At 53.7% G+C, this 23612-nt stretch carries 27 protein-coding genes and 2 tRNA genes; 16 read left to right on the top strand and 13 right to left on the bottom strand.

The features are described from left to right. Positions 1-95: 95 nt before the first annotated feature. The 4 genes from AC1931_RS04500 to AC1931_RS04485 all read right to left on the bottom strand — a co-directional run bounded on the left by AC1931_RS04500 (position 96) and on the right by AC1931_RS04485 (position 2775). Positions 96-704, bottom strand: coding sequence for a peptide-methionine (S)-S-oxide reductase MsrA (locus AC1931_RS04500; RefSeq protein ID WP_483876167.1), 609 nt, complete (start codon positions 702-704; stop codon positions 96-98). A 9-nt stretch (positions 705-713) separates the two neighbouring features. Beyond that, the gene (locus tag AC1931_RS04495; protein ID WP_483876026.1) at positions 714-983 is read right to left on the bottom strand and encodes a hypothetical protein; all 270 of its coding nucleotides are present in this window, start codon (positions 981-983) and stop codon (positions 714-716) included. A gap of 28 nt (positions 984-1011) precedes the next feature. Next, on the bottom strand, positions 1012-1188 hold the full coding sequence (locus AC1931_RS04490) for a hypothetical protein (RefSeq protein ID WP_483876025.1): 177 nt from the start codon (positions 1186-1188) through the stop codon (positions 1012-1014). Positions 1189-1755: 567 nt separating this feature from the next. Continuing rightward, entirely contained in the window at positions 1756-2775 is a 1020-nt protein-coding gene (locus AC1931_RS04485) for a GGDEF domain-containing protein (RefSeq protein WP_483876024.1), read from the bottom strand. A gap of 666 nt (positions 2776-3441) precedes the next feature. Between AC1931_RS04485 and AC1931_RS04480 the strand changes: the two genes are divergently transcribed. The 6 genes from AC1931_RS04480 to AC1931_RS04455 all read left to right on the top strand — a co-directional run bounded on the left by AC1931_RS04480 (position 3442) and on the right by AC1931_RS04455 (position 7547). After that, positions 3442-4248, top strand: a complete 807-nt coding sequence (locus tag AC1931_RS04480) for an HNH endonuclease (RefSeq protein ID WP_483876023.1) — start codon at positions 3442-3444, stop codon at positions 4246-4248. A gap of 60 nt (positions 4249-4308) precedes the next feature. Further along, positions 4309-5289: an HNH endonuclease gene (locus tag AC1931_RS04475; RefSeq protein WP_483876022.1), complete on the top strand. Its 981-nt coding sequence runs from the start codon at positions 4309-4311 to the stop codon at positions 5287-5289. 43 nt (positions 5290-5332) lie between these two features. Next, on the top strand, positions 5333-5827 hold the full coding sequence (locus AC1931_RS04470; protein ID WP_483876021.1) for a hypothetical protein: 495 nt from the start codon (positions 5333-5335) through the stop codon (positions 5825-5827). Between the two features lie 118 nt (positions 5828-5945). Continuing rightward, entirely contained in the window at positions 5946-6458 is a 513-nt protein-coding gene (locus AC1931_RS04465; RefSeq protein WP_483876020.1) for an O-acetyl-ADP-ribose deacetylase, read from the top strand. 57 nt (positions 6459-6515) lie between these two features. Then, complete coding sequence (locus AC1931_RS04460; protein WP_483876019.1) at positions 6516-7253, top strand: DUF4124 domain-containing protein; 738 nt, start codon at positions 6516-6518, stop codon at positions 7251-7253. A 90-nt stretch (positions 7254-7343) separates the two neighbouring features. Continuing rightward, the gene (locus tag AC1931_RS04455) at positions 7344-7547 is read left to right on the top strand and encodes a transposase (protein ID WP_483876018.1); all 204 of its coding nucleotides are present in this window, start codon (positions 7344-7346) and stop codon (positions 7545-7547) included. 34 nt (positions 7548-7581) lie between these two features. Here the strand turns inward: AC1931_RS04455 and AC1931_RS04450 are convergent, their stop codons facing one another. Next, complete coding sequence (locus tag AC1931_RS04450) at positions 7582-8511, bottom strand: nucleoside recognition domain-containing protein (RefSeq protein ID WP_483876017.1); 930 nt, start codon at positions 8509-8511, stop codon at positions 7582-7584. A 293-nt stretch (positions 8512-8804) separates the two neighbouring features. Here AC1931_RS04450 and AC1931_RS04445 point away from each other — a divergent pair, with 293 nt between their 5' ends. From AC1931_RS04445 to pdxH, 5 genes are all read left to right on the top strand, one after another. Further along, positions 8805-9371: a lipid-binding SYLF domain-containing protein gene (locus AC1931_RS04445; RefSeq protein WP_483876016.1), complete on the top strand. Its 567-nt coding sequence runs from the start codon at positions 8805-8807 to the stop codon at positions 9369-9371. A 61-nt stretch (positions 9372-9432) separates the two neighbouring features. Continuing rightward, complete coding sequence (locus AC1931_RS04440; RefSeq protein ID WP_483876015.1) at positions 9433-9936, top strand: GFA family protein; 504 nt, start codon at positions 9433-9435, stop codon at positions 9934-9936. Positions 9937-10107: 171 nt separating this feature from the next. Further along, positions 10108-10458, top strand: coding sequence for a helix-turn-helix domain-containing protein (locus AC1931_RS04435; RefSeq protein ID WP_483876014.1), 351 nt, complete (start codon positions 10108-10110; stop codon positions 10456-10458). Continuing rightward, complete coding sequence (locus tag AC1931_RS04430; protein WP_483876013.1) at positions 10455-11765, top strand: type II toxin-antitoxin system HipA family toxin; 1311 nt, start codon at positions 10455-10457, stop codon at positions 11763-11765. Before AC1931_RS04435 ends, AC1931_RS04430 begins: the two co-directional genes overlap by 4 nt. A gap of 46 nt (positions 11766-11811) precedes the next feature. Then, positions 11812-12432: a pyridoxamine 5'-phosphate oxidase gene (gene pdxH, locus AC1931_RS04425; protein WP_483876012.1), complete on the top strand. Its 621-nt coding sequence runs from the start codon at positions 11812-11814 to the stop codon at positions 12430-12432. 51 nt (positions 12433-12483) lie between these two features. Here the strand turns inward: pdxH and AC1931_RS04420 are convergent, their stop codons facing one another. From AC1931_RS04420 to AC1931_RS04405, 4 genes are all read right to left on the bottom strand, one after another. Then, positions 12484-13077, bottom strand: a complete 594-nt coding sequence (locus AC1931_RS04420; RefSeq protein ID WP_483876011.1) for a MarC family protein — start codon at positions 13075-13077, stop codon at positions 12484-12486. Between the two features lie 115 nt (positions 13078-13192). Then, positions 13193-13840 (bottom strand): TPM domain-containing protein, encoded by a 648-nt coding sequence (locus AC1931_RS04415; protein ID WP_483876010.1) that lies wholly within the window; start codon positions 13838-13840, stop codon positions 13193-13195. Between the two features lie 44 nt (positions 13841-13884). After that, complete coding sequence (locus tag AC1931_RS04410) at positions 13885-14610, bottom strand: TPM domain-containing protein (protein WP_483876009.1); 726 nt, start codon at positions 14608-14610, stop codon at positions 13885-13887. Beyond that, on the bottom strand, positions 14610-15197 hold the full coding sequence (locus AC1931_RS04405; protein ID WP_483876008.1) for a LemA family protein: 588 nt from the start codon (positions 15195-15197) through the stop codon (positions 14610-14612). The genes AC1931_RS04410 and AC1931_RS04405 overlap by 1 nt, the downstream gene beginning before the upstream one ends. 296 nt (positions 15198-15493) lie before the next feature. Between AC1931_RS04405 and AC1931_RS04400 the strand changes: the two genes are divergently transcribed. Beyond that, the gene (locus AC1931_RS04400) at positions 15494-15994 is read left to right on the top strand and encodes a hypothetical protein (RefSeq protein WP_483876007.1); all 501 of its coding nucleotides are present in this window, start codon (positions 15494-15496) and stop codon (positions 15992-15994) included. Between the two features lie 267 nt (positions 15995-16261). On the opposite strand, the gene AC1931_RS04395 is transcribed toward AC1931_RS04400, so the two are convergent. The 4 genes from AC1931_RS04395 to AC1931_RS04380 all read right to left on the bottom strand — a co-directional run bounded on the left by AC1931_RS04395 (position 16262) and on the right by AC1931_RS04380 (position 18728). Continuing rightward, a tRNA-Leu gene (locus AC1931_RS04395) sits at positions 16262-16346 on the bottom strand. Positions 16347-16381: 35 nt separating this feature from the next. After that, complete coding sequence (locus tag AC1931_RS04390) at positions 16382-17215, bottom strand: aminotransferase class IV (protein ID WP_483876006.1); 834 nt, start codon at positions 17213-17215, stop codon at positions 16382-16384. Positions 17216-17218: 3 nt separating this feature from the next. Beyond that, entirely contained in the window at positions 17219-18580 is a 1362-nt protein-coding gene (locus tag AC1931_RS04385; protein WP_483876005.1) for an anthranilate synthase component I family protein, read from the bottom strand. 72 nt (positions 18581-18652) lie between these two features. Then, positions 18653-18728, bottom strand: a tRNA-Ala gene (locus AC1931_RS04380). Positions 18729-18929: 201 nt separating this feature from the next. Here AC1931_RS04380 and selA point away from each other — a divergent pair. From selA to AC1931_RS04360, 4 genes are all read left to right on the top strand, one after another. After that, the gene (gene selA, locus AC1931_RS04375; RefSeq protein WP_483876004.1) at positions 18930-20351 is read left to right on the top strand and encodes an L-seryl-tRNA(Sec) selenium transferase; all 1422 of its coding nucleotides are present in this window, start codon (positions 18930-18932) and stop codon (positions 20349-20351) included. After that, complete coding sequence (gene selB, locus AC1931_RS04370; protein ID WP_483876003.1) at positions 20345-22249, top strand: selenocysteine-specific translation elongation factor; 1905 nt, start codon at positions 20345-20347, stop codon at positions 22247-22249. Before selA ends, selB begins: the two co-directional genes overlap by 7 nt. A gap of 138 nt (positions 22250-22387) precedes the next feature. Beyond that, complete coding sequence (gene selD, locus AC1931_RS04365) at positions 22388-23425, top strand: selenide, water dikinase SelD (protein WP_483876002.1); 1038 nt, start codon at positions 22388-22390, stop codon at positions 23423-23425. Then, positions 23425-23589, top strand: coding sequence for a twin-arginine translocase TatA/TatE family subunit (locus AC1931_RS04360; RefSeq protein ID WP_483876001.1), 165 nt, complete (start codon positions 23425-23427; stop codon positions 23587-23589). Before selD ends, AC1931_RS04360 begins: the two co-directional genes overlap by 1 nt. Positions 23590-23612: the final 23 nt, after the last annotated feature.

Below are 23612 nucleotides of genomic sequence, written 5' to 3'. Positions count from 1 at the left end.
ACTGATTGGCAGTTAAATCCTCCGTGTGGGCTCTGCTCGCAGCGATTCTGTAAAAACAAGGCGTTCTGCGGTAGGCGAACAATCAGGTTTAACAATCAGCGTGGAGCGGGGCAGGTCAGCCCGTTGAATTGCCTGCAGGCGCTGGAAACCTCTTTGATGAATTTTTCCTGCATCGCGCGTGACAACCCGAAATCCTCAATCTGATTCTGCAACATCAGCGGATCACCGTTACATCCCAGATAACCGTTCAACCGCGCCGCGGCGGTCGAAGCGGCAAAATCTGTTGCCTCCGGGTAGATGGCACGAAACTCACTGAAAATCCGGGATGATTGTCGCAGCAGGTATTTCTGGTGATAGTCCTCGGCCGGGTAAAAGATCCCCGCCGCTTCAAGCGCCGTCGTGATGCCGGCGGAATGGCGCTGTGCCTGAAGCGCGTAAGATTGTTCAGCCTGGTGTCGCTGGGATTCATTCAGATAAAAGATAGCGTTGCGGTACTGGCGGTTCCAGGGCTCAGAGGTCGGCTCATGGAGATCCCAGAAGACCGCCAACAGGTCGGCGTAGGTCACCGCCCGGGGGTCGAATTCAATCCGGATGACTTCACTGTGGTCACCAATACGGGTGTAGTCCGGATTAGCGGAGGTGCCACCGGAATAGCCGACCGTGGTTCTGATTACCCCAGGCATACTCCCGTACCGGGAGTCGATGCCCCAGAATCAGCCAAGGGCAAACAGGGCGAACTCTGTGTGGGGCACGATGGTTTGGTCAATAACCGGTAAGTCCTGCGCAACAGCTGTCGTCATCATCACCACCTCCGGCGGCAGTCCTTGCTTGCTTGAGACGTAGGCGTTAAACCCCACCAGGGCAAGGCTCAACACCAGAGTACAAAACAACACCAGGATAACCCGCCTGGAAAAGATCTGTTTCCATCTATTAATCATACTCACAGTGTAACCGATATCTTCAGCCTTTTGTAAGGGCGCCATTTAATGATCTCGAGCAGAGTTTTGTCGTTCATGATTTGCCGGCCGTGCTCGCGACTTTCTGGAAATGGTCGGGATCCCAGTAGAGAAAAACGTGGCCACAGTAGCGGCCTAAAGGTCGTGAAGGGGGTGATGCTTGTTGCTGAAGAACCGATTTCTGTTGTGCTGAAGGGTATTGCCGGGTTGGGTTGATCTGCTGCTGTGGCATGGCCGTCCTCCTTGTCCCGCAAGAGTTCAGGCGTCATGGACTGCCTGCGGGGAGAGGGTCGGCAGTTGACGCTTTAGCAGAATTTGTGAGTCGCCCTGCAAGTTGTCATTAACTCGGCGACGTAAAAACTTCATCATATGTCGGGCAACAAAAAACCCGTTAGGCTCTTGCACAGCCAAAACGGGTTACCCTCGCTTTAGCCGCATTTATTAAGCGCCCGCAAGCTGATATTCAAATCGGCGCAACATCATCTTAACGATTTTTTGCAGATTGTCAAAGAGAATTTTGATCTGTAGATTTTTTAAGGAATGAAGGATGTGTCGAGGGTATTGTGCTGCATCCAAAGCAACGTCAGCATCAAGGTCGCGCAGTTGTGTTACCAAAGGGCAGAATACAGGAGATGGAAGTCAGGAGTCAGGAGTCAGGAAAAAAGAAAATCAGATATCAAACCAGGAGAATAGGGGGTTTTAACGGCAGGTTCATTAACGACCGGGAGATAAATTGGCGCTGCCGAGATCAGATCTTTTGTTTCCATGAATACTGAGAGGGGTGTTGTTTCTCTTGAACTCAGGCACTAAGGGTTCGATTGCGACCTGTATGTTTAGCTGTGTAGAGTTGTTGATCTGCTAATTTAACTTGCTCGTCAAAATCGCTTGCACCCTGGAACTCAGCCAGTCCAGCGCTAAATGTAAGGATTATCTGCTGCTGATCACGATTTATTGGGATGTTACGTGTTGCAAAACGTAAGATTTCCATCAACCTATAAGCATCTTCAAAGGTGGTTTCCGGGAGGAGAAGAAGAAACTCCTCCCCTCCCCAACGAACCAGAACGTCTTTCCCTTTAATGTTTTTTTGCACTATTTGAGTAAATTCGATCAAAACTCGGTCGCCAACATGATGGCCGAACTGGTCATTGATGTTCTTAAAATGATCAAGGTCGATCAGGGCGAGGACTGCGGGTTTGCCTTGACTTTGCCACTGTGCAAGGATCTTGCTGAAACCGTTACGGTTAATAGCGCCGGTCAGCGGATCTGTCTGTGCTTGGTGACGGAGGCTTTCTGAGGTGCTGGAAATGTTGTCATAGGATCTGATGCGAATCCATTCACTCGTTGCAATAAGAATATACAGCGCTACTGTCGAGGCGACAACTCTGATGCTATTGGCGTCACCATAGGGATAAATCAAGTTGTAGTGTCCGAACAGTCCCCAGGCTAAAATAGCCAGATAGATAGACATGAACAAAAGACTAAGGGATGGGCCGACCAAGAGAACCATCAACATCGTTAGACAGTAGGACCAATAGACCCCTGTCCCAGTCGCCCCACCACCCAAAACCAGGTAAAGGGCTAAGGGAACTATGATTACGGCCATGATTATGCTGACCGCCTTGTCAATACGATAGCGCTGATTGATATAGGTCAGAAAAACCGACAAGCCGCTCACGGTTAGCAACAGCGCACCGAGTGTATGGCGTTGATTGAAAAGGGAAATGCAGCCGAACACCGCCAAAAAAACGGAACCGATTGATGCAAAACTACTGATCAGAAGCTTTTTCCTGTGCAGTTCGATCTTTTCAGGTGTGTTCATGGGTAACCCTGCACGGTTGGGCTAATATGATTTTCACAATTCAATAAATAATAAAATTAACACAAGTTAATAACACACTTAATAAACCACAGTCAATTCTGTCCACTTGTTTCGTGTCTTCAAATCATTGATTTATACATCGTATTGTTACGAAACTGTCTGTAAAGGCTGAAGGCGCTTAAAGCATGCAGGATTTTCAGGGTGTGTACTGCTGGTACCAAAGCAGCGTCCACATAAAGGGCGCGGGGTCGCGGCTCCACCCGCCGCCATACTTTTGGCAAGCGCTCGGCGGTACGCGAACCGCCGGTTGTTTCTTCTTGGTTTAAAAACCCCTGTGCTGCCAATATCCAGGATAGGCACCTACAATTTTAGAACCAGGGACCATGGACCATGGACAAATGACAATGACAAAGGACAAAGGACAAAGGACAAAGGACAAAGGACAAAGGACAAATATTTGATTTTTGCGTCCCGTCAGTTTAGTCTGTTGCACATTAAACGACGTTAGCGGGAGGGTGGGATGTCTGGATCGGGTAAGTTTGGAGAGAAATGTGAATAGAACAACCGCCTGTGGCCGTTTGGCTGGGGCGGTTTTTTTGTTTGTTGGGAATGGAATCTAATCTAATTTTTTCCCCCGATAATTCTATGCGGAAAGGGTAACGGCTAGTGGCATCTGGAAAGCGGTGGACATACGACGAACTGCTGATTGCAATGAATCTCTATTGCAAGCTGCCATTCGGCCAACTTCGCCACGGCAATCCATTGATTATTGCTGTTGCTGGCAAGCTCGGTCGTACCCCCAGCAGTTTATCGATGAAACTCTGCAATCTGGCCTCGCTAGATTCGAATCTACAAGCACGGGGTGTTAGAGGGTTGACCAGCACCAGTAAAGGAGATCGTGACATCTGGGCGGCGTTTCATACCAACTGGGAAGAACTTGGCGTAACGAGCGAAGAGCGATTGCAGCAGTTGTTGGGGGATGAAACGCAATATGCCGATGTCGCCGTGACCCCGCTAAAGAAAAAACCGGCGCATGAATTCAATATGCCTATCAGGGTTCCGACCGGTCCGACAGAAAAGATGCTAACTACCAAGGCACGTATCGGCCAGCGATTTTTCCGGCAGAGTGTACTGGCCTCTTATAATGCGCGCTGCTGCGTTACCGGCAATCCTGTCCCGGAATTGCTTGTCGCCAGTCATATTTTGCCTTGGGGCAACCACCCGGAACAACGGCTCAACCCGCGCAACGGACTATGCCTAGCTCAGACCCAGGATGCAGCGTTTGATCGTGGGTTGATTACCTTTGATGAGGATTTCCGGTTGATGATTGGACCACGGTTAAAGGATTACCTGCCGAACGAGGCGTTGGAGCGCAACTTCCTCATGTACGAGGGTAAGTCGATGCAGATGCCGGACAAATTTCTGCCGGAGAGTGAGTTTATGCGTAGGCACAGGGAAGAGGTGTTTCAGTAGTTGGATGTCTGAATCGCCTTTGCCTGTCTAAATCTGAAGTTTGCTATCTACCGAGGGACAATGACACACTTGACCAACCACAAAAAAAACTTCACCTCTCTCAACCGCGCCCCCGGTGCAACCTGGACCGAGGCCACCAAACGCAAGGCCCCACACAAACCAATCCTTCTGCTGGCAGTACTAGATCTTGTGCATCGCGGTGTCATCACCTCCCCGTTCATCGACGTCACCGGCGACCTGGTCGAGTTGAACGAGCTCTTCAACCTCTACTGGCGACGCATTGGCCCTCTTGGTCAAACCAGCAGCATCGCCTTCCCCTTCTCCCGTCTCGACCGCGAACCTTTTTGGCAACTGGTGCCGCAGCCAGACAAAGCCATCACTCCGGCGATCATCAACAATACTTCTTCCGTCAGTTATCTACGCAAGTATGCACTGGGCGCTAAAATTGACGACGAATTGTTCCTGATCATGCAAAGTGGTGAGGGGAGAGAAGCCCTGCGAGAAGGGTTATTTGATTCCTGTTTTTCCCCGGAGGCAGCAAAGCTGTTGCGTGAGCAGTCGCTGATCAATCGCGAAGCGTTCGACTACAGCCGACTGCTGGAGGAAAAATCCCACCAGTCTCTGGTGAAAGAGATCTCTGAGGCCGATAACTACCAACCGGCCGCACGCGACCAAGGCTTCCGCCGCTTTGTGGTCAAGATCTATGATCATCGTTGTGCGCTGTGCGGTATCCGAATAGTCACACCGGACGGGCATACGGTGGTTGAGGCAGCTCATATCATCCCCTGGAGCGAAAGCCGGAATGACGATATCCGCAATGGAATGGCCCTGTGTCGCACCTGCCACTGGGGATTCGACGAGGGGATGCTGGGCGTGTCGGACAACTACTCCGTGATCACCTCCCGATCCCTCGGCACCGATCCCAACTTTCCCGGTTTACTGACGATCCTTTCCGGTAGAGGTATGATTCTGCCTGCGAATAAATTTCATCAACCTGCACGGGAAAATCTGGCCGGGCATCGGCGCAGATGGCGGTTGTAAATACCGTAGCAGTAACAAAATTAACATCATCCGGAGGGACTTTATGACTGTTTGCCCAAAATGCGGACATCAACATCAACAACCTACGACGGCCTGCTCAAAGTGCGGCCTGATATACGAAAAATTCCGGCAAGCAGAAAAGTACCGCCGACAAGAACAAGATCTGAACAATCGCCTGGCGGATACGTTAACAAAGGTTGAAAGCAGTTATGATGAGGGTTTTTACGATTTTGAAGGTCAAAGGGATCGTCAGTCTTATGTTGGCATCACATATCTCTCCTGGTTTTTCTTCACTTTTGCCGGTCTGACGGCGATAGCATGGGTCATTCAGATAAAATACCTCTCATATTTTATCGATGCGTTTCTTCAGATCAAGGGCCCGGAAAAGTTAGTATTGACTCTGATTATTGCAATTTTCAGTTCGCTTCCAGTTGCAGCATATTTAGCTATTGGCGGAGCATTGAAGCTTGGTAAAGACATTGCCGACAATACCCGTGCGACAAGAAATTATCTGGAGCAATTGGTTAAAAAGAAGTGAAGGAGAGCCCAGGGCACGCTCTCAAACTGGTGCTTTTTGAGTCTGTTGATTAACGCTTTTTTCAGCAATAGCATCTGAACGCCGCAGTGACATCCAGCACGACTGAAAAGGAGGTCCTATGATTCACGCCATTCAGGACGACATTACCAGACTGAAGGTTGATGCCATTGTTAACGCGGCAAACTCAACCCTTTTGGGGGGTGGTGGGGTGGATGGTGCGATCCATCGTGCCGCTGGGCCGGAATTGCTGGAAGCATGCCGGGCGCTGGGAGGGTGCAAGACGGGAGATGCCAAAATCACCAGCGGCTATCAGCTGCCCGCCCGCTACATTATCCACACCGTTGGACCGGTCTGGCATGGGGGCGACAAGGGGGAACCTGAGGCCCTGGCGTCCTGTTACCGGCGCTCTATAGAACTGGCGAAAGATCACCAGCTCCAGTCGATCGCTTTTCCCTGCATCAGCACCGGAGTGTATCGCTTTCCCGTCGAGCAAGCGGCACAGATCGCCGTAACAACGGTGCAGGGTTTGTTGACTGACCCATCATCGCTGCAGGAGATTTATTTCTGCTGCTTTTCCGAGACGGATTTGCACATTTATCAGAAGCTGTTGGCAGGTTCTGATGGCGTCTGATTGACAGCGATGAACCAGGGCACGGAGCTCCGTGCCCTACGGAGGGGGACCACCACTATGAATTTATTCATCCGTCTGATGTGTTTCAGCTTTCCATTTGTTTTTGCCGGGGCCCTGTTCTGGCCGATGATCGAACAGCGCTACTTCCCACCAGAGTCACATGTTCAGCAGATGCTTCAGGTTCCGGCACCGATGGCCAGCAAACCTGCGGTTCAGCGATCGCTACCCCGGTCGCAGGCGGAAACACCTCAACCGCAAACCCGGCAATCTGTCCCCAGCCAATCATCACCATCATCTTCCGGCAGCAGCGTCTACCGCTGGGTCGACGAGCAGGGGAGAACGGTTTATTCCGATCAGCCTTTGGGGCGGGGAGCGGTTGTTCAACAACTACCAGAACTCGGTTCAGTATCTGTATCCGCAGATATCCAGCACCGGGTCGATCAGCAACAGGTCCAGACCAGGCAGCAGGCGCAACAGCTGGTCAGTCAGTCGGCACAGACTGGCAGTAACAACAGACCGCCGCAATACAACTTTTCCAACACCAGCGCCGGACAGAAGCATGGTCATGTGATTATTTCCGGGCGGGTTTCCGGTGACCATGCTTGTCCACAGCTGGTTGTGAGGGCAACAGCACAAAGTGATGATGGTGATTATGCCAGGGGTTACGATGATCGCATCAGCCTGGGCGATTTTGGTTCGAGGCTGTTTGAAATCAAAGTCGATTCGCGCTGGAAGGGTCAAGGACGTCGACCTTATTGGGAAATCACCCGATTAGAGGCGTATTGTTCGTTGTAGGGGCGGGGTCACCCCGCCCTGTTTTGTCGCGAAACGTAAATAAAACAAAAACCCAGGGCGGGGAAACCCCGCCCCTACGGGGGGGTGACGTTGGGGCAGGTCGTTGGTTATTATAAATATCAATCAACCAAACACATCAATCAACAACGCAACACCCCCGGCCAGCCGCTATGGCAGCGTAATTATTACGAACGAGTTATCCGCGACGAATCGGAATTGAACGCCATCCGACAATATATGATCGACAACCCGGTAAAATGGGCTGAAGACGAAAACCACCCGAATCGGTTATAATCGTAGGGGAATAAGGTCCGTTATTTGCAAATAATCAGAAGAACAGCAGATGCAGCATGGCCCGGCCGATCACCCCGCACAGAGCTCCGGCAATGGCCGGTCTGATCACCGAGGCGGTTTTTGTTCCGGCGGAGGCGAACAGGGCGACGCCGACCAGATCCAGCGGGTTAATGATAAAGCCGGCCAGGCGGTTGATCTCGTCGATACTCAAGGTTCCTTCCTGCATCAGTTGCAGCGATACCCCAAGCATGGCTGTCCCGCCGGCCATGAATTTGGTGACAATCGGCAGGACTGCCGATGATGACAGTCCGAACAGGTGAAACAGCGGCGTGGTCAGGGCTTCAACAATCGTGATGATGCCGAAAAACTTGATCAGATTAACGACAAAAATCGCGATGAGGATAATCGGGATGGATTTCAGAACCAGCTCGATCGCGTCCTGACCACCAGTAATCAGCAGGTTGATGGTACTGGTTTTTGTGTCCCTTTTGATCTCCATGGGGGCACACGGGCCGTCTGCTTCGAGGGAGCGGGTAAACAGATAATAGGTGGTACCGGCGGCCAGCAGCCCGCCGAAGATCGATGTTGCCATGACGCCACCAATTTTCAGTCCGACGGCCGCCATCGGAAAGACCACGTTGGCCTGCGACATGGCCAGTACCATGGCCAGGGTGGCAGCGATTCCCCGCCGCGAGGTACCGTTGTTTTCCATCAATCGCAACGTGGCAATCGGTGCCGCGAAGCCGACAAACAACAGCTGCAGGGCGGCAAAGACCCCCATGCCGGGGATGCCGAAGCGATTGAGCGCCGGAGCCAGGAGTTTTGACACCCAGGCGACGATTCCCCGTGCTTCAAGCAGCTTCATCAGAGCCATCATCAGCACCAGTACCGGCAGCAGCACATAAAGCGCCAGATCAACGGTGGTTTTGCCGGCAGCTAACATCAATTGTATGATCTGTTCCAATGTCGTCCCCTTAAATAGCCTCCAGCTTATTGCGGAGGATATCATCTACGATCATCTGCAACTTGTCCAGTGCCCTTTAGGCTGCCCATTTTTCCATAGTATCTTGATTTCTTGCGACCAACAGCAACATACTTGGCTTTGAAAGTCCCGCCGCAGAGCAAGGGACAAGGAGCTGCAGGTTTCGGGGGACACAGGACCTGATTCACGGTGGATCGGTTACGGCGTGCTTGATGCCGACCCCTGACCGGATATGCTCGAAATCACATTGAAGACATTGAAAAAGGAGACCTTGTATGAAACCAGTACTAAAGGCGTTGACAATCGGACTGATGGTGGTTCTGTTCTGCTCAAGTGCGTATGCTGATGAATACTTAGACACCGAAAAGATGTTCGAGGACGCTGGTCTCTCAGATATGTTCAGTAGCGCCTATGGTTATGCCCTGTTTCCAACGATCGGTAAAGCCGGTTTTATCGTTGGTGGGGCTTATGGAAAAGGCCGGGTCTACGAGCAAGGCAAGCACATTGGCAATACGGCAATGACTCAGGCAACCCTCGGTTTTCAACTTGGTGGTACTGGTTTCAGTCAAGTCGTATTTTTCCAGGACAAGCGGGCTCTCAATGAGTTTATCAATGGGAACTTCGAATTTGGTGCAGAAGCACAGGCCACCGTCCTGACTGCATCCGCAGGTGCCTCTGCCAATACTGCGGGGAGTTCCGCGACCGCCAGCGGGGGGAAAAATAATGCGACAACAGTGGGTGGAAGCTACCATAAAGGCATGGCCACATTTACTATCACCAAGGGGGGATTAATGTACGAAGTGACTATTGGCGGACAGAAGTTCAGCTTTACCAGCCTCTAAGAGGGACAGGGAACGGCGGTGATCAGGGAATAACACCTGTGATCTTGCCCTGGAGGGATTGATGACGCATTCAGACAACAACCCGTTCGGCCCCGCATACGCTGGCGTTGATGATACGGCATTTATTCCAATGTTCCGGGCAGCGTGCTTTTGCGGCAGGGTTCGCTACGAAGTGAGCGCTGAACCCGTGGATGCCAAGCTCTGTCACTGCAAAGCCTGTCAAACCCTGCATGGCGCGCCGATGCAATGGGCTGCTATCTTTCACAAGCACCATGTGCGGTTCACGGCTGGAACCGAACTGTTACGCTTTTATCAAAGTGACGAGGATATTAATGAGCGCGTGCTGCCCTGCAAGGTCAGCTGCAGCCGGTGCGGGACACCGATAGCTGATGAAGGGCGCCGGATGTGGCTTGCTTTTCCCACGCTGTTTGATTTCGGAGAGCATGCCCTGATACCGAAAAGCTTCAAACCCACCTGCCATATTTTCTATGGCCAGCGGGCGATCGATGTTGATGATGACCTGCCTAAATGGCTGGGACACAAAAACCATTCTGCCCGTTTTTAATCATGTCAGGATGAAGGAACCTTTGACGGCTGCCACATCCGGCAAAAGATATAAAGAAGATCGCTGCTGGTTAGAAAGGGTGATATTTGAGGGCACTTTATTTCTAAATTAACTCGTAAAATTTGGCGAAATAATATATGATTATGCCAATAATTCGCCAAAGGAGACGAAATGAGCATAGGTCCTCATCTGAGTGACAAGGCGATTCTGGCAGATATCGGTCAGCGGCTGGGCCGGCGCCGCGTGGAACTGGAGTTGACTCAGGCTGATCTGGCCGGGCAAGCCGGTATCTCCAAGCGCACCGTGGAGCGGCTCGAGGCCGGAGAGTCGGTCCAGACAACCAACCTGATTCGCGTCCTGCGGGTGATGGATCTGCTTGAAACACTCGATGTGGCGCTTCCGGCAGCCGGACCACGGCCCATGGACCTGCTGAAGCTACGGGGAAAAGAGCGACAACGGGCCACGTCGAAAAAACGCACCAGGGAGTCGGGGGACGAGTGGACCTGGGGGGATGAGCCATGAGCACGGTTGCCGAGGTTCGGCTCTGGGGGCGTACCATCGGTGCGGTTGCTGTGGCGGAGGGCGCCAATGTCGCCTCCTTCGAATACGAGCCGGCATTTGTCCAAAGTGGCATCGATGTCGCGCCTCTGACCATGCCGTTGGCACGGCGTGTCTACTCATTTCCGGCGCTGTCACCGGAAACCTTTCACGGTCTTCCCGGTTTGCTTGCTGATTCACTGCCCGACCGCTTCGGCAATGTCCTGATCAATGCCTGGCTGGCCACCCAAGGGAGAAGCCCAGAGTCATTTAATGCCGTGGAGCGGCTGTGCTATACCGGGATGCGCGGCATGGGTGCGCTGGAATATGCACCGGTCCTGGGACCTCACAAGGCGCGGCAGTCCAGGCCGGTCGAGATCGACAAGCTGGTTGAACTCGCATCCGAGATTCTCACCCATCGCAATAACCTGCAGACCTCTTTCGGTGAAGACGGGAGCCGGGAGGAGGCGCTGCGGGACATCCTGCGGGTCGGCACCTCGGCCGGGGGCGCACGGGCCAAGGCGGTCATCGCCTGGAACCCCGAGACCAGTGAGGTGCGTTCCGGGCAGATCAAGGCTGACCCGGGTTTTGAACACTGGCTGCTAAAATTCGACGGCGTCTCCGGTAACAAAGACAAGGAAATGGAAGACCCCAGGGGCTACGGCGCCATTGAATATGCCTATTATCAGATGGCCACGGCGGCCGGCATCACGATGAGCCCGTGTCGACTGTTGGAGGAAAACGGCAGGCGGCATTTCATGACCAGGCGCTTTGATCGGCAGGACGATGGCGGCAAGCTGCACATGCAGTCCCTCGGCGCCCTGGCGCACTTTGATTATAACCTGGCCGGAGTCTACGCCTACGAACAGGCACTGCTCGCCATTCGTCAGCTTGGGCTGTCGATGGGCACCATTGAGGAGCAGTTCCGGCGGATGGCTTTCAATATTGTCGCGCGCAACCAGGATGATCATGTCAAGAATATTGCTTTTCTGATGGACAAGGCGGGGCGCTGGTCCCTCGCTCCGGCATATGACGTGACCTACAGTTATCAGCCGCGGGGCAAGTGGACCTCGCAGCACCAGATGACACTGAACGGCAAGCGCGATGGCTTCACGCTGGATGATTTCCGTGCCTGCGCTGAGACCGTGTCGATGAAGCGCGGTCGGGCCGAGGCGATCCTTGAGGACGTGCGCAGGGTGGTTTCGCGCTGGCCGCAATATGCCGAAATGGCCGGGGTCTCAGCCGACTGGCAGAATAAGATTACCCATACCCTGCGTTTGGAGACATGGTGAAGTTGACAGGGGAAAATCATAACCCATCAAGAAGGAGGACCCTGCGATGAGTGATGAACACGTGGTATCGCAGTCTTTTGACCGTCTCGACCCTGATCCGGTCAGGCAGTTCAGGCAGTGGCTTCAGGATGCGCAGCAGATCGGTAGTGCTCAACCCTACGCGATGACACTTTCTACCGTGAGTTCGGACATTATCCCCTCGTCACGCATCGTTCTGCTCAGGGGGATTGAGGACGATGGTTTTGTTTTTTTTACCAACTATGACAGCCCCAAGGGGCAGCACCTTAAAGAGAGTATTTTTGCCGCGCTGCTGTTTTACTGGGCGGAATTGTCACGCCAGGTGCGTATTGTCGGCGCTGTGGAGCGGTTGGCTGCTGACGCGTCGGACCGTTATTTTGCCGGCCGCCCCCGCGGTCACCAGCTGGAAGCCCATGCTTCGCCCCAAAGCCGGGTGATCAGCGGTCGGGCGGAACTGATTGAGAGGTTTGAGACGGTAGTGCAGCAGTTTGAGGGGAAGGAAGTGCCGCGCCCTGCAAACTGGGGCGGGTATCGGGTTGTTCCTGAGTCGGTCGAATTCTGGCGCGAAGGGGAAAACCGTCTCCATGACCGGTGGCGCTACCGGCGAGATCGGCAGCACAACTGGGTGATGGAACAACTGGCACCCTGATAAGCCAGGTGCTGCTTGTCAGCCGGGGCGGTAGGGTGGGGTAACCCCGCCTCAGCTCAAAAAACTCTTCAGCCCGGTAAAAAAGATCTGGGCAGCAATTGCGGAGACAAAGAGTCCGGTCAGCTTGGTCAGGATGGTCAAGCCCTGTTGGCCGAGGACCTTTTCCAGGCGCCCGGCAATCAACAGTAACCCTCCCAGCACCACAACCGCGCTCAACAGGGCCAGTCCGGCGACAATCTTTTCGGCCAGAGTAACAAGATCAGCTCCAAAAACCAGCATGACCCCGATGGTTCCGGGGCCGACGGTGATCGGTATAGCCAGGGGAACGACAGCAACATCTTCCCTTGAGTTTTGTGGTGATACCGTGGCCTTGCCCTGGATCATGGCAACCGCTGAGAGAAACAGCACCGCCCCGGCACCGATGCGGAAAGCGTCGAGGGTGATCCCGAAGAGGGCAAAAATATAGGTGCCGAAGAAAAACAGGACAAAGCAGCTGATGGCAACGGCCAGGGCGATTTTGACGGCAATTCTGCGGCGTTCTGCCAGGGAATCATCCTTGGTCAGGGACAAAAAGGCGGAAATGACGAAAAAAGGGGTAAAGATCAGAAAGACTTTTAAGAAAAGATTGATATACAAGGTCGCCATTCAATAACTCCCGTCCCGGTTCAAGCCGTTACGTGAAACAGTTTTAAATCCAACGCGCAATCGCTTCGGCGGAAAAAATTGGGGGATGCCGGGTGCTGACAGCAGTAGCCCTGGATCAATTGTTTTGATCGCGTTCGTTTAAAATCAGGTTGGGCAGGTGATTGGTATCGCTTGTTCCCGGGGGAAAGTGCTCAGCCAGGATCGTTGCCGTTTCATTAATGACCCGACACAGGGTTTCCCCGGCCTGTCCTTGTTTTATCCCTTTGGTAAGCAAATCCACCAGTTCTTTCCAGGTGGCGGAAGCAATCTTGTCGCCGATTCCACTGTCTGCAACAATTTCCACCCGATGTTCAAATAATGAAATCAGAATCAGGACCCCGATGTTCTCCGGGGTCTGGTGCAGCCCTTCGCTCATAAAGCTGGTGAGTGCCTTGTTGTGCACGGCGGCATCAAGTTCACGGGGATGAATGAGCTTGCGCTTGAGCCAGGGCAGGCGGCGGACGATCTGCGAGAGGATCAGGGTGCTGATCACCAACAGCAGGAGGATTAACCAGGTCGAATGAATTCCCAACAGATAATCAGTTGCCAGAGTGACGATCAGTGCCAGGCCACCGCCGGCCAGAAGATCCACCTGCGGGTAATCATCGGAAGAGCTGACCACCATCGGCACAATTTCGCAACGGGTTGTCGTTTCGGCAGCGGTTACGGCCGCAACAATCTGCGCCTGTTGTTCAGGGCTGAAAAAATCGGAAGCCTTTTTCATGTTGATTCGCTTTCTCATGTCACTAGATTTGTGAGGGGGACGATTCACCATCCGCCTGATGCTCCACCGCCACCACTGCCGCCACCGCCAAAGCCACCGAATCCGCCGCCACTGCTGAAGCCGCCCCCGCCAAAACCACCAGGTCGTCTGCGCGAGGATGAGCGGTAACTGATAGGTAAATCATGCCGACCCGAGTAACGGCGACTGCGACGACTGAGGTAGGGGATCAGGAAAAACATGATCACAAACAGGATCAGCGGAACAATGGAATCCTGTTGTGGTTGTTCGGTCGCCTGATATTCACCGGTAACAGCAGCCATGATCGAGTAAATGCCGCTGGTGACCCCCTGATCAAAGTCGTTGTTACGAAAATGGGGACTGATCTGATCCCGGATAATGCGACCGGCTGTCAGATCTGTGAGACGACCTTCCAGCCCGTAGCCAACCTCAATCCTGAGTTTGCGATCAGCAACGGCAATCAGGAGCAAAGCCCCATTGTCCGCTTCTCTTGTGCCGACCCCCCACTGTTCAAAAATACGCACTGCGGCCTGCTCAATGGTGTCACCTTCGAGGCTGGGGACAATCAGAACGGCAATCTGGGTGGATTCCTGTTGATCGAACTTACGCAGTTGCTGCTCCAGCTGTGAACGCACCCCGGAAGACAGCAGGTTGGCCCGATCATTGACGTAGCCGCTTGGTTCTCCTGGATCAAAGGCCCAGCTGCCGGCGACTATCAGCCACCCTGTGAGTACCAGCAGGATCAGTCGCATCAGAAACTAACCTGGGGTGCAGTTGCTGCTGCCGGATCAGCACTGAAGGGTTCCTTGCGATCCAGTTTGAGAAGCAGTTTGTTGGTCAGGTTGCGTGGAAAGGTGCGAATCGACGTATTGAAGGTCTGAACTGCGGCATTATAGCGCTGCCGCGCGACATTAATACGGTTTTCAGTCCCTTCGAGTTGATTCTGCAGGTCACGAAAGTTCTCGCCGGCTTTGAGCTCCGGGTAATTCTCGGCTACCAGCAGCAGTCGCGACAGCGCCCCCGACAGCTCACTCTGAGCCTGCTGATACCCGGCTATTGCGGCGGGATCATCCAGATCAGCGGCATTGAGTTGTATCTGTCCGACCCGGGCACGGGCGTTGGTGACGGTGGTAAAAGTTTCCTGTTCGTGGGAGGCGTAGGCCTTGACCGTCACTACCAGATTAGGAATCAAATCTGCCCGGCGCTGATAGGTTGCTTCAACATCTCCCCAGGCCGCAAAAACCGCCTCTTCGTTCTGTTGAATGGTGTTGTACCCGCACCCTGACAGGGTGACAATCGTTATCACAACAAGAAAAATTAAACCGATGTGAACCTTCATGATGCCTCCCAAAAGATGTGGATGATAGGCGCTGGATCGTTTTTAATTGAGTTAAGAACATAACTTAAAAGAGCCAGATATTTCCAGTAGCTTGATCATCGGGCCGACTGGCTGAACCCGGATCCGCTGGCGCAGTCATCAAAAACTGATACAATCAGAGTTGTTAGGGCTTTAACGCCATACCAGCACTCGGGTGCCGTGGCTTTATCAGGTGCCGCCACTGTGAAGGTTTGGTGATTGACAAAGCAGCCTGATCATTCTCCTTGACCCAAGGCTCAAGGGTCAGAAGCTCTGGGATGAAATTCCCTTTGTTGTCAATCCGGCGGAATGGGGGAGGTGATCGATTGGAAATCGGTAGCAACGAGATCAATGAAGTCCAATGGCTGGCCCGTCTTTTTCTTGCCCTTTTTGTTCTGATCGGGGTAGCTCCATTTCTACTGAAAAGAATAACCGGTTATATGGACTACCTTGCTTCACTGAAACGTCCCCCTGCCCAGGGGTCGTCTGAATACGTCTATAACCTGGAAACATCTCTAGCGGAATCTTCACGCCTGGAAGGTGTGGATTACATTGTTCTGGTCGTCCTTGCCCACGCTGGTGCCGCTGGTATCACCCTCAAAAAACTGCACAAGAAACTTCACATGGAGCGGATGTTGCTGATTAAGGTGCTGCTTTCTTTGAATAAAAAAGGATTGGTAAAGGTAAAACAACGGTCACGCTTCAACCGTCGATTTTATCTGAGCGAAAAGGGAAAAGCCTATGCCATTGCTAAAGGGCTCATTGTGACTTACACTTGATGTCTCGTGCCGGAGGATCGCATGCCTCCGAAGCATCAGCTGTCCGGTTGACGTAGCGGGGTGATAACAATTCTTTTGCCGCAGGCAGGGCACTGGTAGATTTCACAACCGGTACAGGCAAAGCAATTACCACACAACCTTTTTAGGTTGTCACGATGATGCTTGACCGAACAGTGCTTGCAGGTGATGGTTTTCATTGGTCGGATTGTTTTTCGCAAAGAAATAGATAAAAAAGCCCCCGACGCGTCGGAGGCTTTTTTATCAATGTGGTACCGAAGGCCGGAATCGAACCGGCACGGCTTGCGCCATCGGTGTTTGAGACCGACGTGTCTACCAATTCCACCACTTCGGCATGGTCCGACGATTATAGTGAGCAGGATCTGTTTGTCAAGGGTCTAAGCGCATGGAAATGCGTTTGTAGACGTCTTTCCATAATTCTCCACGGTTGATCCTGTTACCATCAATGCTGTTGACTGGAACGACGTCGATCAGGGAGTTGCAGATAAAGACTTCGCAACTATTGATGGCTTCAGCCAGGGGCAGGGGGTGCTCAACGCAGGGGATACCAAGTTCGCCTGCTGTTTCGATCACCTGTCTGCGCATCATGCCGTTCAGCACCAGGTTGCCCAAGGAAGGGGTGACCAGCTGGTTGTCGATGACGGCAAAAATGTTGCTGGAAGCTCCTTCAAGCAGGTTGCCGCTGGGGTCAACAAAGAGGGCTTCATCTGCCTGCCGCTTGTGAGCAACATTGCGGGCGTAGAGACAGTCAGCGTAATTACCGTGTTTGCATTGGGGCAGATGAGAAAAAGGGTTAACGCGTTGATTGGGAGCCAGACAACAGGTGACCCCTTGTTCGCGACGATGCTCATTCATTTCTTCATAGGGTGTTGCCGTAAGTAGAAACCAGCTCTGATCAGGCGCAGGGTGCACAAGCCCCTGGTAGGAACCGCGACTCAAGGTCAGGCGGATGCGGCTGGCCGGGGTCGTCAAACGTTTTGCCAGTTCGTTACCGGCGGACTTGATCTGATCCCGCGGAAAAGTGAATTCCAGCAGCTGCGCAGCTTGTTCCATTCTTTTAAGGTGCTGATCGAACCGCAGTATCTGCTGATGGTGTGCCTTGATGGTCTCAAAGAGACTGTCGCCATAAAGAAAGGCCCCGTCGGTGACGGCCACCTGGGCTTTTTCATGAGGGAGAAACTGTCCGTTAAGGCAGACCAGCATAAATCACTCCTTCAGGCTGTGGAGCAGGGCAGACAGGGCTTTGCCTTTGTGCAGGCATTCCTGCCATTCCAGTTCGGGTACCGAGTCGGCAACAATACCGGCGCCGGTCTGATAGCTCAGATGAGAACCGACACGCTGAAAGCCGCGGATCAGGATATTCAGATCCATGCTGCCGCAGGCGCTGATGTAGCCTGCGCTGCCGGTATAGCTGCCACGCCCCACCGGTTCGAGTTCATCAATGATCTCCATGCAGCGTTTTTTCGGGACACCGGTGATGGTGCCGCCGGGAAAGGTTGCTGTCACCAGGTCAATCGGAGTGCAGTCGGGCCGCAGGGTGCCTCTGACATTGGAGACAATGTGGGTGACATGGGAATAACGCTCGAGCACCATCAGTTCATCTACCACCACCGTACCACTCTGACAGACCTTGCCCAGATCGTTGCGTTCCAGGTCGAGCAGCATGATGTGCTCTGCCCGTTCTTTAGGGTGACCCAAAAGCTCCTTGCCCAGTTGATGGTCTTCGGGAGCCGTGAAGCCGCGCGGGCGGGTGCCGGCGATGGGTCGAGTCTGGGCGATTCCATCGCGCAGCGACACCAGGCGTTCCGGAGAACTGGAAATGATCTCCACATCGCCAAACTTTAAGAGACAGGCAAAGGGCGCCGGGTTGATCTGCCGGAGGCGACGGTAGAGCTCGCTGGCGGGTCCGTCCATGTTGGCATCAAAGCGGCAGGAGAGGTTGACCTGGTAGATATCCCCAGCGGCGATGTACTCCTTGGCACGTTTAACCGTGGCAACAAACTCCCGCTCGGAAAGAATCGACCTTGGCTCCTGGCGCAGATACACAGGCGCTTCAACTGGTGGACTTGCCTGGGAAAGCATCACCTGCTCCTGCCAGTATTGCAGGTCGGCGCTGTCATCCAGGGTGGCCAGGGTCATCACCTGCTGGCGATGGTCGTAAGCGGCGGTAACATCAACCCAGTTAAGATACAGATCGGCCAGGGGCAGATCACGGGTCGCCTGATAGGGCAGGTCTTCAATCTGTCTTGCCAGGTCATAGCTGAAAAAACCGAAAAAACCACCGGGGAAGGGGGTTTCCGCAGAGTATGAACAGCGGCGTTCGGCCAGTATCCGCGCCAGGGTGGGCAGCGGTTGGTTTGAGCTGCTACGGCTTCCATCGGGATGCTGCCAGTGCAGTTGATTATTGATAAGGGTATAGAGCTCTTGCCAGCGCAAGGGGACAATGGAATAACGCCCGGTTTTGGTCATGGGGTTAAGGGATTCGAGCAAGCCGGGCCCAGATGGAATGCTGCGCTGATAAAGTGCCAGAGGATCGAAGGATGGCAGAGAAAAGCTGGTTGTTTTCATGGCCGACACAATCAAGTGAGGTGGAAATAAAAAAAAAGGTCAGCACGAAAGCTGACCCTTTTTACTTGTTTATGGTGGAGCTACGCGGGATCGAACCGCGGACCTTTTGACTGCCAGTCAAACGCTCTCCCAACTGAGCTACAGCCCCATTTGAAGTGAGCGAGTTATAACAAACCCCGAGTTGAACTGTCAACAGGAAAAAACCGATTTGCGCTGACAACAGGTACAACTGGTCTAGTCATCTGATTAGTGTCGTGTTAGACTCCGCACGCAAAAAAAGTGAATAGCTGTCTGTTAGTCACTGCGGCACACAAGCAGGCACCGATGGGTTTATTACAAGGGTGAACGCATGAGCGAACGACAAAATCTGTTACGACATCTCCCGGCGGTTGATCGGGTGTTGCGTGAGGCGGTGTTGCAAGCGCTGGCGGAACAATTGTCCGCTGATATCCTCACGGAAGCCGTGCAGCAGCACATTGATTATTTGCGTCGTCAGTTACTTAGCGGCGGGGCATCAGCCATTGCCGCTACAGAGCTGGAGCCTGCTGCCATTGCCAATGCAGCGGCAGCTTATTGCCGCGATCTGCTCAAGCCCTCTTTGCGTAAAGTCATTAATGCAACCGGTACCCTGTTGCATACCAACCTCGGGCGGGCACCTTTGGCACCCCAGGCCTTGCGGGCGATTCATGATGTCGCCGGCGGCTACTCTACCCTCGAGATGGACATGTCCAACGGCAAGCGCGGTGAGCGTTACAGTCATGTTGAGAATCTGCTGTGTCGCTTGACAGGTGCCGAAGCTGCTTTGGTGGTGAACAATAACGCCGGTGCGGTGTTGCTGGCATTAACGGCTCTTGCACGCGGTCGGGAAGCGGTAGTCTCCCGTGGTGAGCTGGTGGAAATTGGTGGCGCCTTCCGCATTCCCGAGGTGATGGAAGCCGGTGGGGTCATGTTGCGCGAGGTCGGCAGTACCAACCGTACCCATCGACGAGATTATATTCAGGCGATCACTGATCAGACGGCTATTCTGCTCAAGGTTCATACCAGTAATTACCGGATTGTCGGTTTTAGTGGTGAGGTAACATCGGCGGAACTGGTAGAGCTTGGGCGTGAGCATCAGCTGATCGTTATGGAAGATCTTGGTAGCGGCCTGCTCACCGATTTAAGTTCTTATGGGCTGGCAGTTGAGCCTACGGTTGATGACGTTGTGCGTTCCGGGGTGGATGTTGTGACCTTCAGCGGCGACAAGTTGCTGGGTGGTCCGCAGGCAGGTCTTATCGTTGGCCGCAAGGATCTCATCCGCAAGATTGCCAAACATCCACTGGCGCGTGCCTTACGTATTGATAAGTTAACCCTGGCAGCCCTTGAAGCGACGTTACGGCTTTATCTGCAGCCGCGTCAGGCTCTTAGCGAGGTTCCTGTGTTATCCATGTTTGCTGCTGAGCGCCTACAACAAAAAAGCCGTTGTGAAGCTCTGTGTCAGCGTTTGCTGGAAGAGCAGGTGGCGGCAGAAGTTAAGCTGGTTGAAGATGTTGCGCGCGTCGGTGGTGGAGCGATGCCCCTGACGGAGCTGGCCGACTGGGCGGTTGCCGTCAGGCCTCACCATGCCAGTGTTGCGGACCTGGCAGCGCGTTTGCGCGACTATACGCCGGCGCTGATTGCCCGGATTCGTGATGATGCTCTGCTGGTTAATCTGCGGGCGGTCTTTGCCCCGGAAGATTCGCTGGTGGCGCAATTACTGGCGGCGGCATTAACGGGTAAAGAAACGTGCTGAACCACCAGGGACATTACATCATCGGTACTGCCGGCCACGTTGATCATGGTAAGACGGCGCTGATTCGAGCCCTGACCGGGGTTGAGACCGATCGCCTGAGCGAAGAAAAAAAACGGGGAATCTCCATCGAACTCGGTTTTGCCCGCCTCGATCTCGGTCATGGTCAGATGGCCGGCGTTGTCGACGTTCCCGGACATGAGAAATTCATCCCCCAGATGCTCAGTGGTATCGCTGGAATTGATCTGGTTCTGCTGGTTGTTGATGCGAACGAAGGGGTGATGCAACAGACCCGTGAACACCTGCAGATCATGGAATTGCTCAGGTTGCAGAATGGTATTCTGGTGATCTCCAAGTGTGACCTGGTGGAACCTGACTGGCTCGATATTGTTGAAGAAGAGATTCGTGAACAGGTGGCTGGAACCTTTTTGGCAAAAGCTCCCTGTTGTCGTGTTTCGGCCCTGGCCGGAGAAGGGTTGGACGATTTGCTGGAAACCATCCGCCAGCAACTGCGCCGGGTTGAACCGCGCGATAACAGCGGCGCTGTGCGCTTGCCGGTTGATCGTTGTTTCAGTATCAGTGGTTTCGGCACCGTGGTTACCGGAACCCTGAATAGCGGTACCATTACAACCGGAGACAGTCTTGAAATTCTGCCGGTCGGTGTCGCCGCACGGGTACGCGAAGCACAGGTGCATGATCAGCAGGTTTCCAAGGTGTTTGCCGGTCAGCGAGTTGCCCTGAACCTGGCAGGCATCAATCGCGAACAGGTGCCACGCGGGTCAGTGCTGGGGACTCCTGGATTGTTTCGTGCGACTCAGCGCATCGATGTCCAGCTACAGCTGTTGCCCAATGTCCCGTGGCCATTGAAATTTCGTGATCAGGTGCACTTTCATCTGGGTACCGGTCGTAGTGTTGCCCGGGTGGTGCTGCTGGATCGCGAGAAGATGGAGGGTGACGAACAGGCTCTGGTGCAGCTGACCCTCGATCAGCCGGTTCTGGCGCATCGTGGTGACCGCTTTATTGTTCGCTCCTATTCACCCATGCACACCATTGGCGGAGGTGTCGTTATTGACGCTGAGCCGCAGAAACACAAACGTTTTCGGCCAGGGGTCACCCAACGTCTACAGGAACTGTTATCCGGTGATCTGGGTTTCTGGCTACAGAAACTCGATGAACTGCACCTGGCACGTCTGAAGGAACTGGAAAAACAGACCGGCACCGGTCGCGATCAACTGCTGGCCGGGTTGGAGAAATTGCGCGATCAGGGGCGGGTTGACCTGCTTGCTGAACAGTGGGTGAGCAGTGAACGCCTGCGCAGCTGGAAGCAGCAACTGCCGGAAATCGTCAGCCATTATCAGGCACAACATCCTTTGCGCCACGGTATGCCACGTGCAACCCTGCAGTCCCGGATTTCCGACAAGCTGGCACCCAAGGGCTTTGAGGTGCTGCTGCAATGGGCGTTCGATGAGGGCTTGCTGGAGCCGTGCCGTGAGCTGATTGCCACTCCCGGCTGGCAGCCGCGGTTGCAACCTGAGCAGCAACAGATTATCGCGCGCATTGAAGCTCATTTTCGTTCAGCGGGCTTTGACGTTAAAAACAATCAGGAAGTCCTGTTGCAGTTAGGTTTTGAGGATATCGATGCAGATGTTTATTTTTCCTATCTGTATCTGGAGGGAATGCTGGTACGCCTGAATCAGGAGAGTTCCCTGCACACGGAATATTATCGCCAGGCGGAAAAATTAATGATAAATCACTTCAAACAGCAGTCAACCCTGACGCTGGCAGAGTTTCGTGACCAGCTCGGCAGTGGGCGTAAACTGACCCAGGCCTTGCTGGAGTTGTTTGATAGTCTGAAGTTAACCCGTCGGGTTGATGATCACCGGGTGGCCTGGCAATTATAATTATCCAGGAGCCAGAATATAGAATATAGAAGGAAATCTTTAGAATCAGCGAGCTTTCTTCTGTATCCTGTATTCATGTATTCTGATACCCCGTCGCTAGCAGCGGGGTAGTTCATTTAAAAGGAATAGAGCAGACAGATGAGTATTCGACTGACCTCCTTGTCGCGCAGTTCCGGCTGAGCGGCCAAAATAGGTCCTGAGACCCTGACCCAGGTACTGAGTCAGCTCCCCCAGAGTGAAGATCCTGCATTGCTGTCGCAGGAAATTCCGTTTGCCGACGCGGCAATCTATCGACTCAGTGAGTCGCTGGCACTGGTGCAGTCGGTCGATTTTTTTACCCCGGTAGTCGATGATCCCTACCGTTACGGCCAGATTGCCGCCGCCAACTCCCTTTCCGATCTTTACGCCATGGGAGCCAGACCTTTAACGGCAATGAATGTCGTCTGCTTTCCGATTGGATGTCTGGATCAGAGCATTCTCGTTCAGATCCTGTGTGGTGGGGCCGAGCGCGTTCATACGGCCGGGGCGGTGGTGGCCGGTGGTCATTCCATTGAAGATGATGAGCCCAAATACGGTTTAAGTGTCACCGGTACGGTTGATCCGGCGCGCATGGTGACCACCTGCGGAGCCGGAGTCGGGGACCAGCTGCTGCTAACCAAACCCTTAGGCACGGGTTTGTTGACAACGGCCTTAAAAGGAGAGGTGCTGAATGAGGTCGACCTCGGTGCCGCGATTGATGGCATGGTGGCACTCAATAAAGATGCTTCTGAAGTGATGATGGAAATTGGTGTCTCCGCCTCGACAGATATCACCGGTTTCGGCCTCGTCGGTCATGCCGCAGAAATGGCCGAAGCCAGCCGAGTCGGCTTTCGGCTCTTCACCTCGCGTCTGCCGCACTACCCTCATGCCCTTGAGATGGCGGAAATCGGGCTGGTACCTGTGGGTTCGCACCGCAATCAGAAATTTTATCTGCCGCGCTGCAACCAGCCGCGCCCGGTTGATCCGTTGTTGATCGATCTGTTGTGTGATCCCCAGACCTCCGGAGGGTTGCTCTTGGCCCTCGCCCCGGCGAAGCTGGATGGGTGTCTTGAACGCCTGAGGCAGCGTGGAGTCATGGCCTGGCACATTGGTGAAGTGATCGACCAACGAGCCGGTTCGCTGCAACTGGAGGCCTGATGATCCTGGGTTTGGGGATGTGGGAGCTGGTACTGTTGGGGGGCATCTTTGTGGCGCTGTTCGGTCTTGGGCGAGTACCGCAGGTGGCACTGCAGCTGGGACGTATCCACGGCCTGGTTCAGCGGTTGCGCGGGTTGTTGCGTAATCCTTTCCGGTTTTTCTAGACCTTTATTCCCGCTACATCTCA

Source organism: Pelovirga sp. C15f, assembly GCF_057178085.1.
The sequence above is the reverse complement of the archived record's forward strand: the minus strand, read 5'-3'. Positions and strand labels throughout refer to the sequence as shown.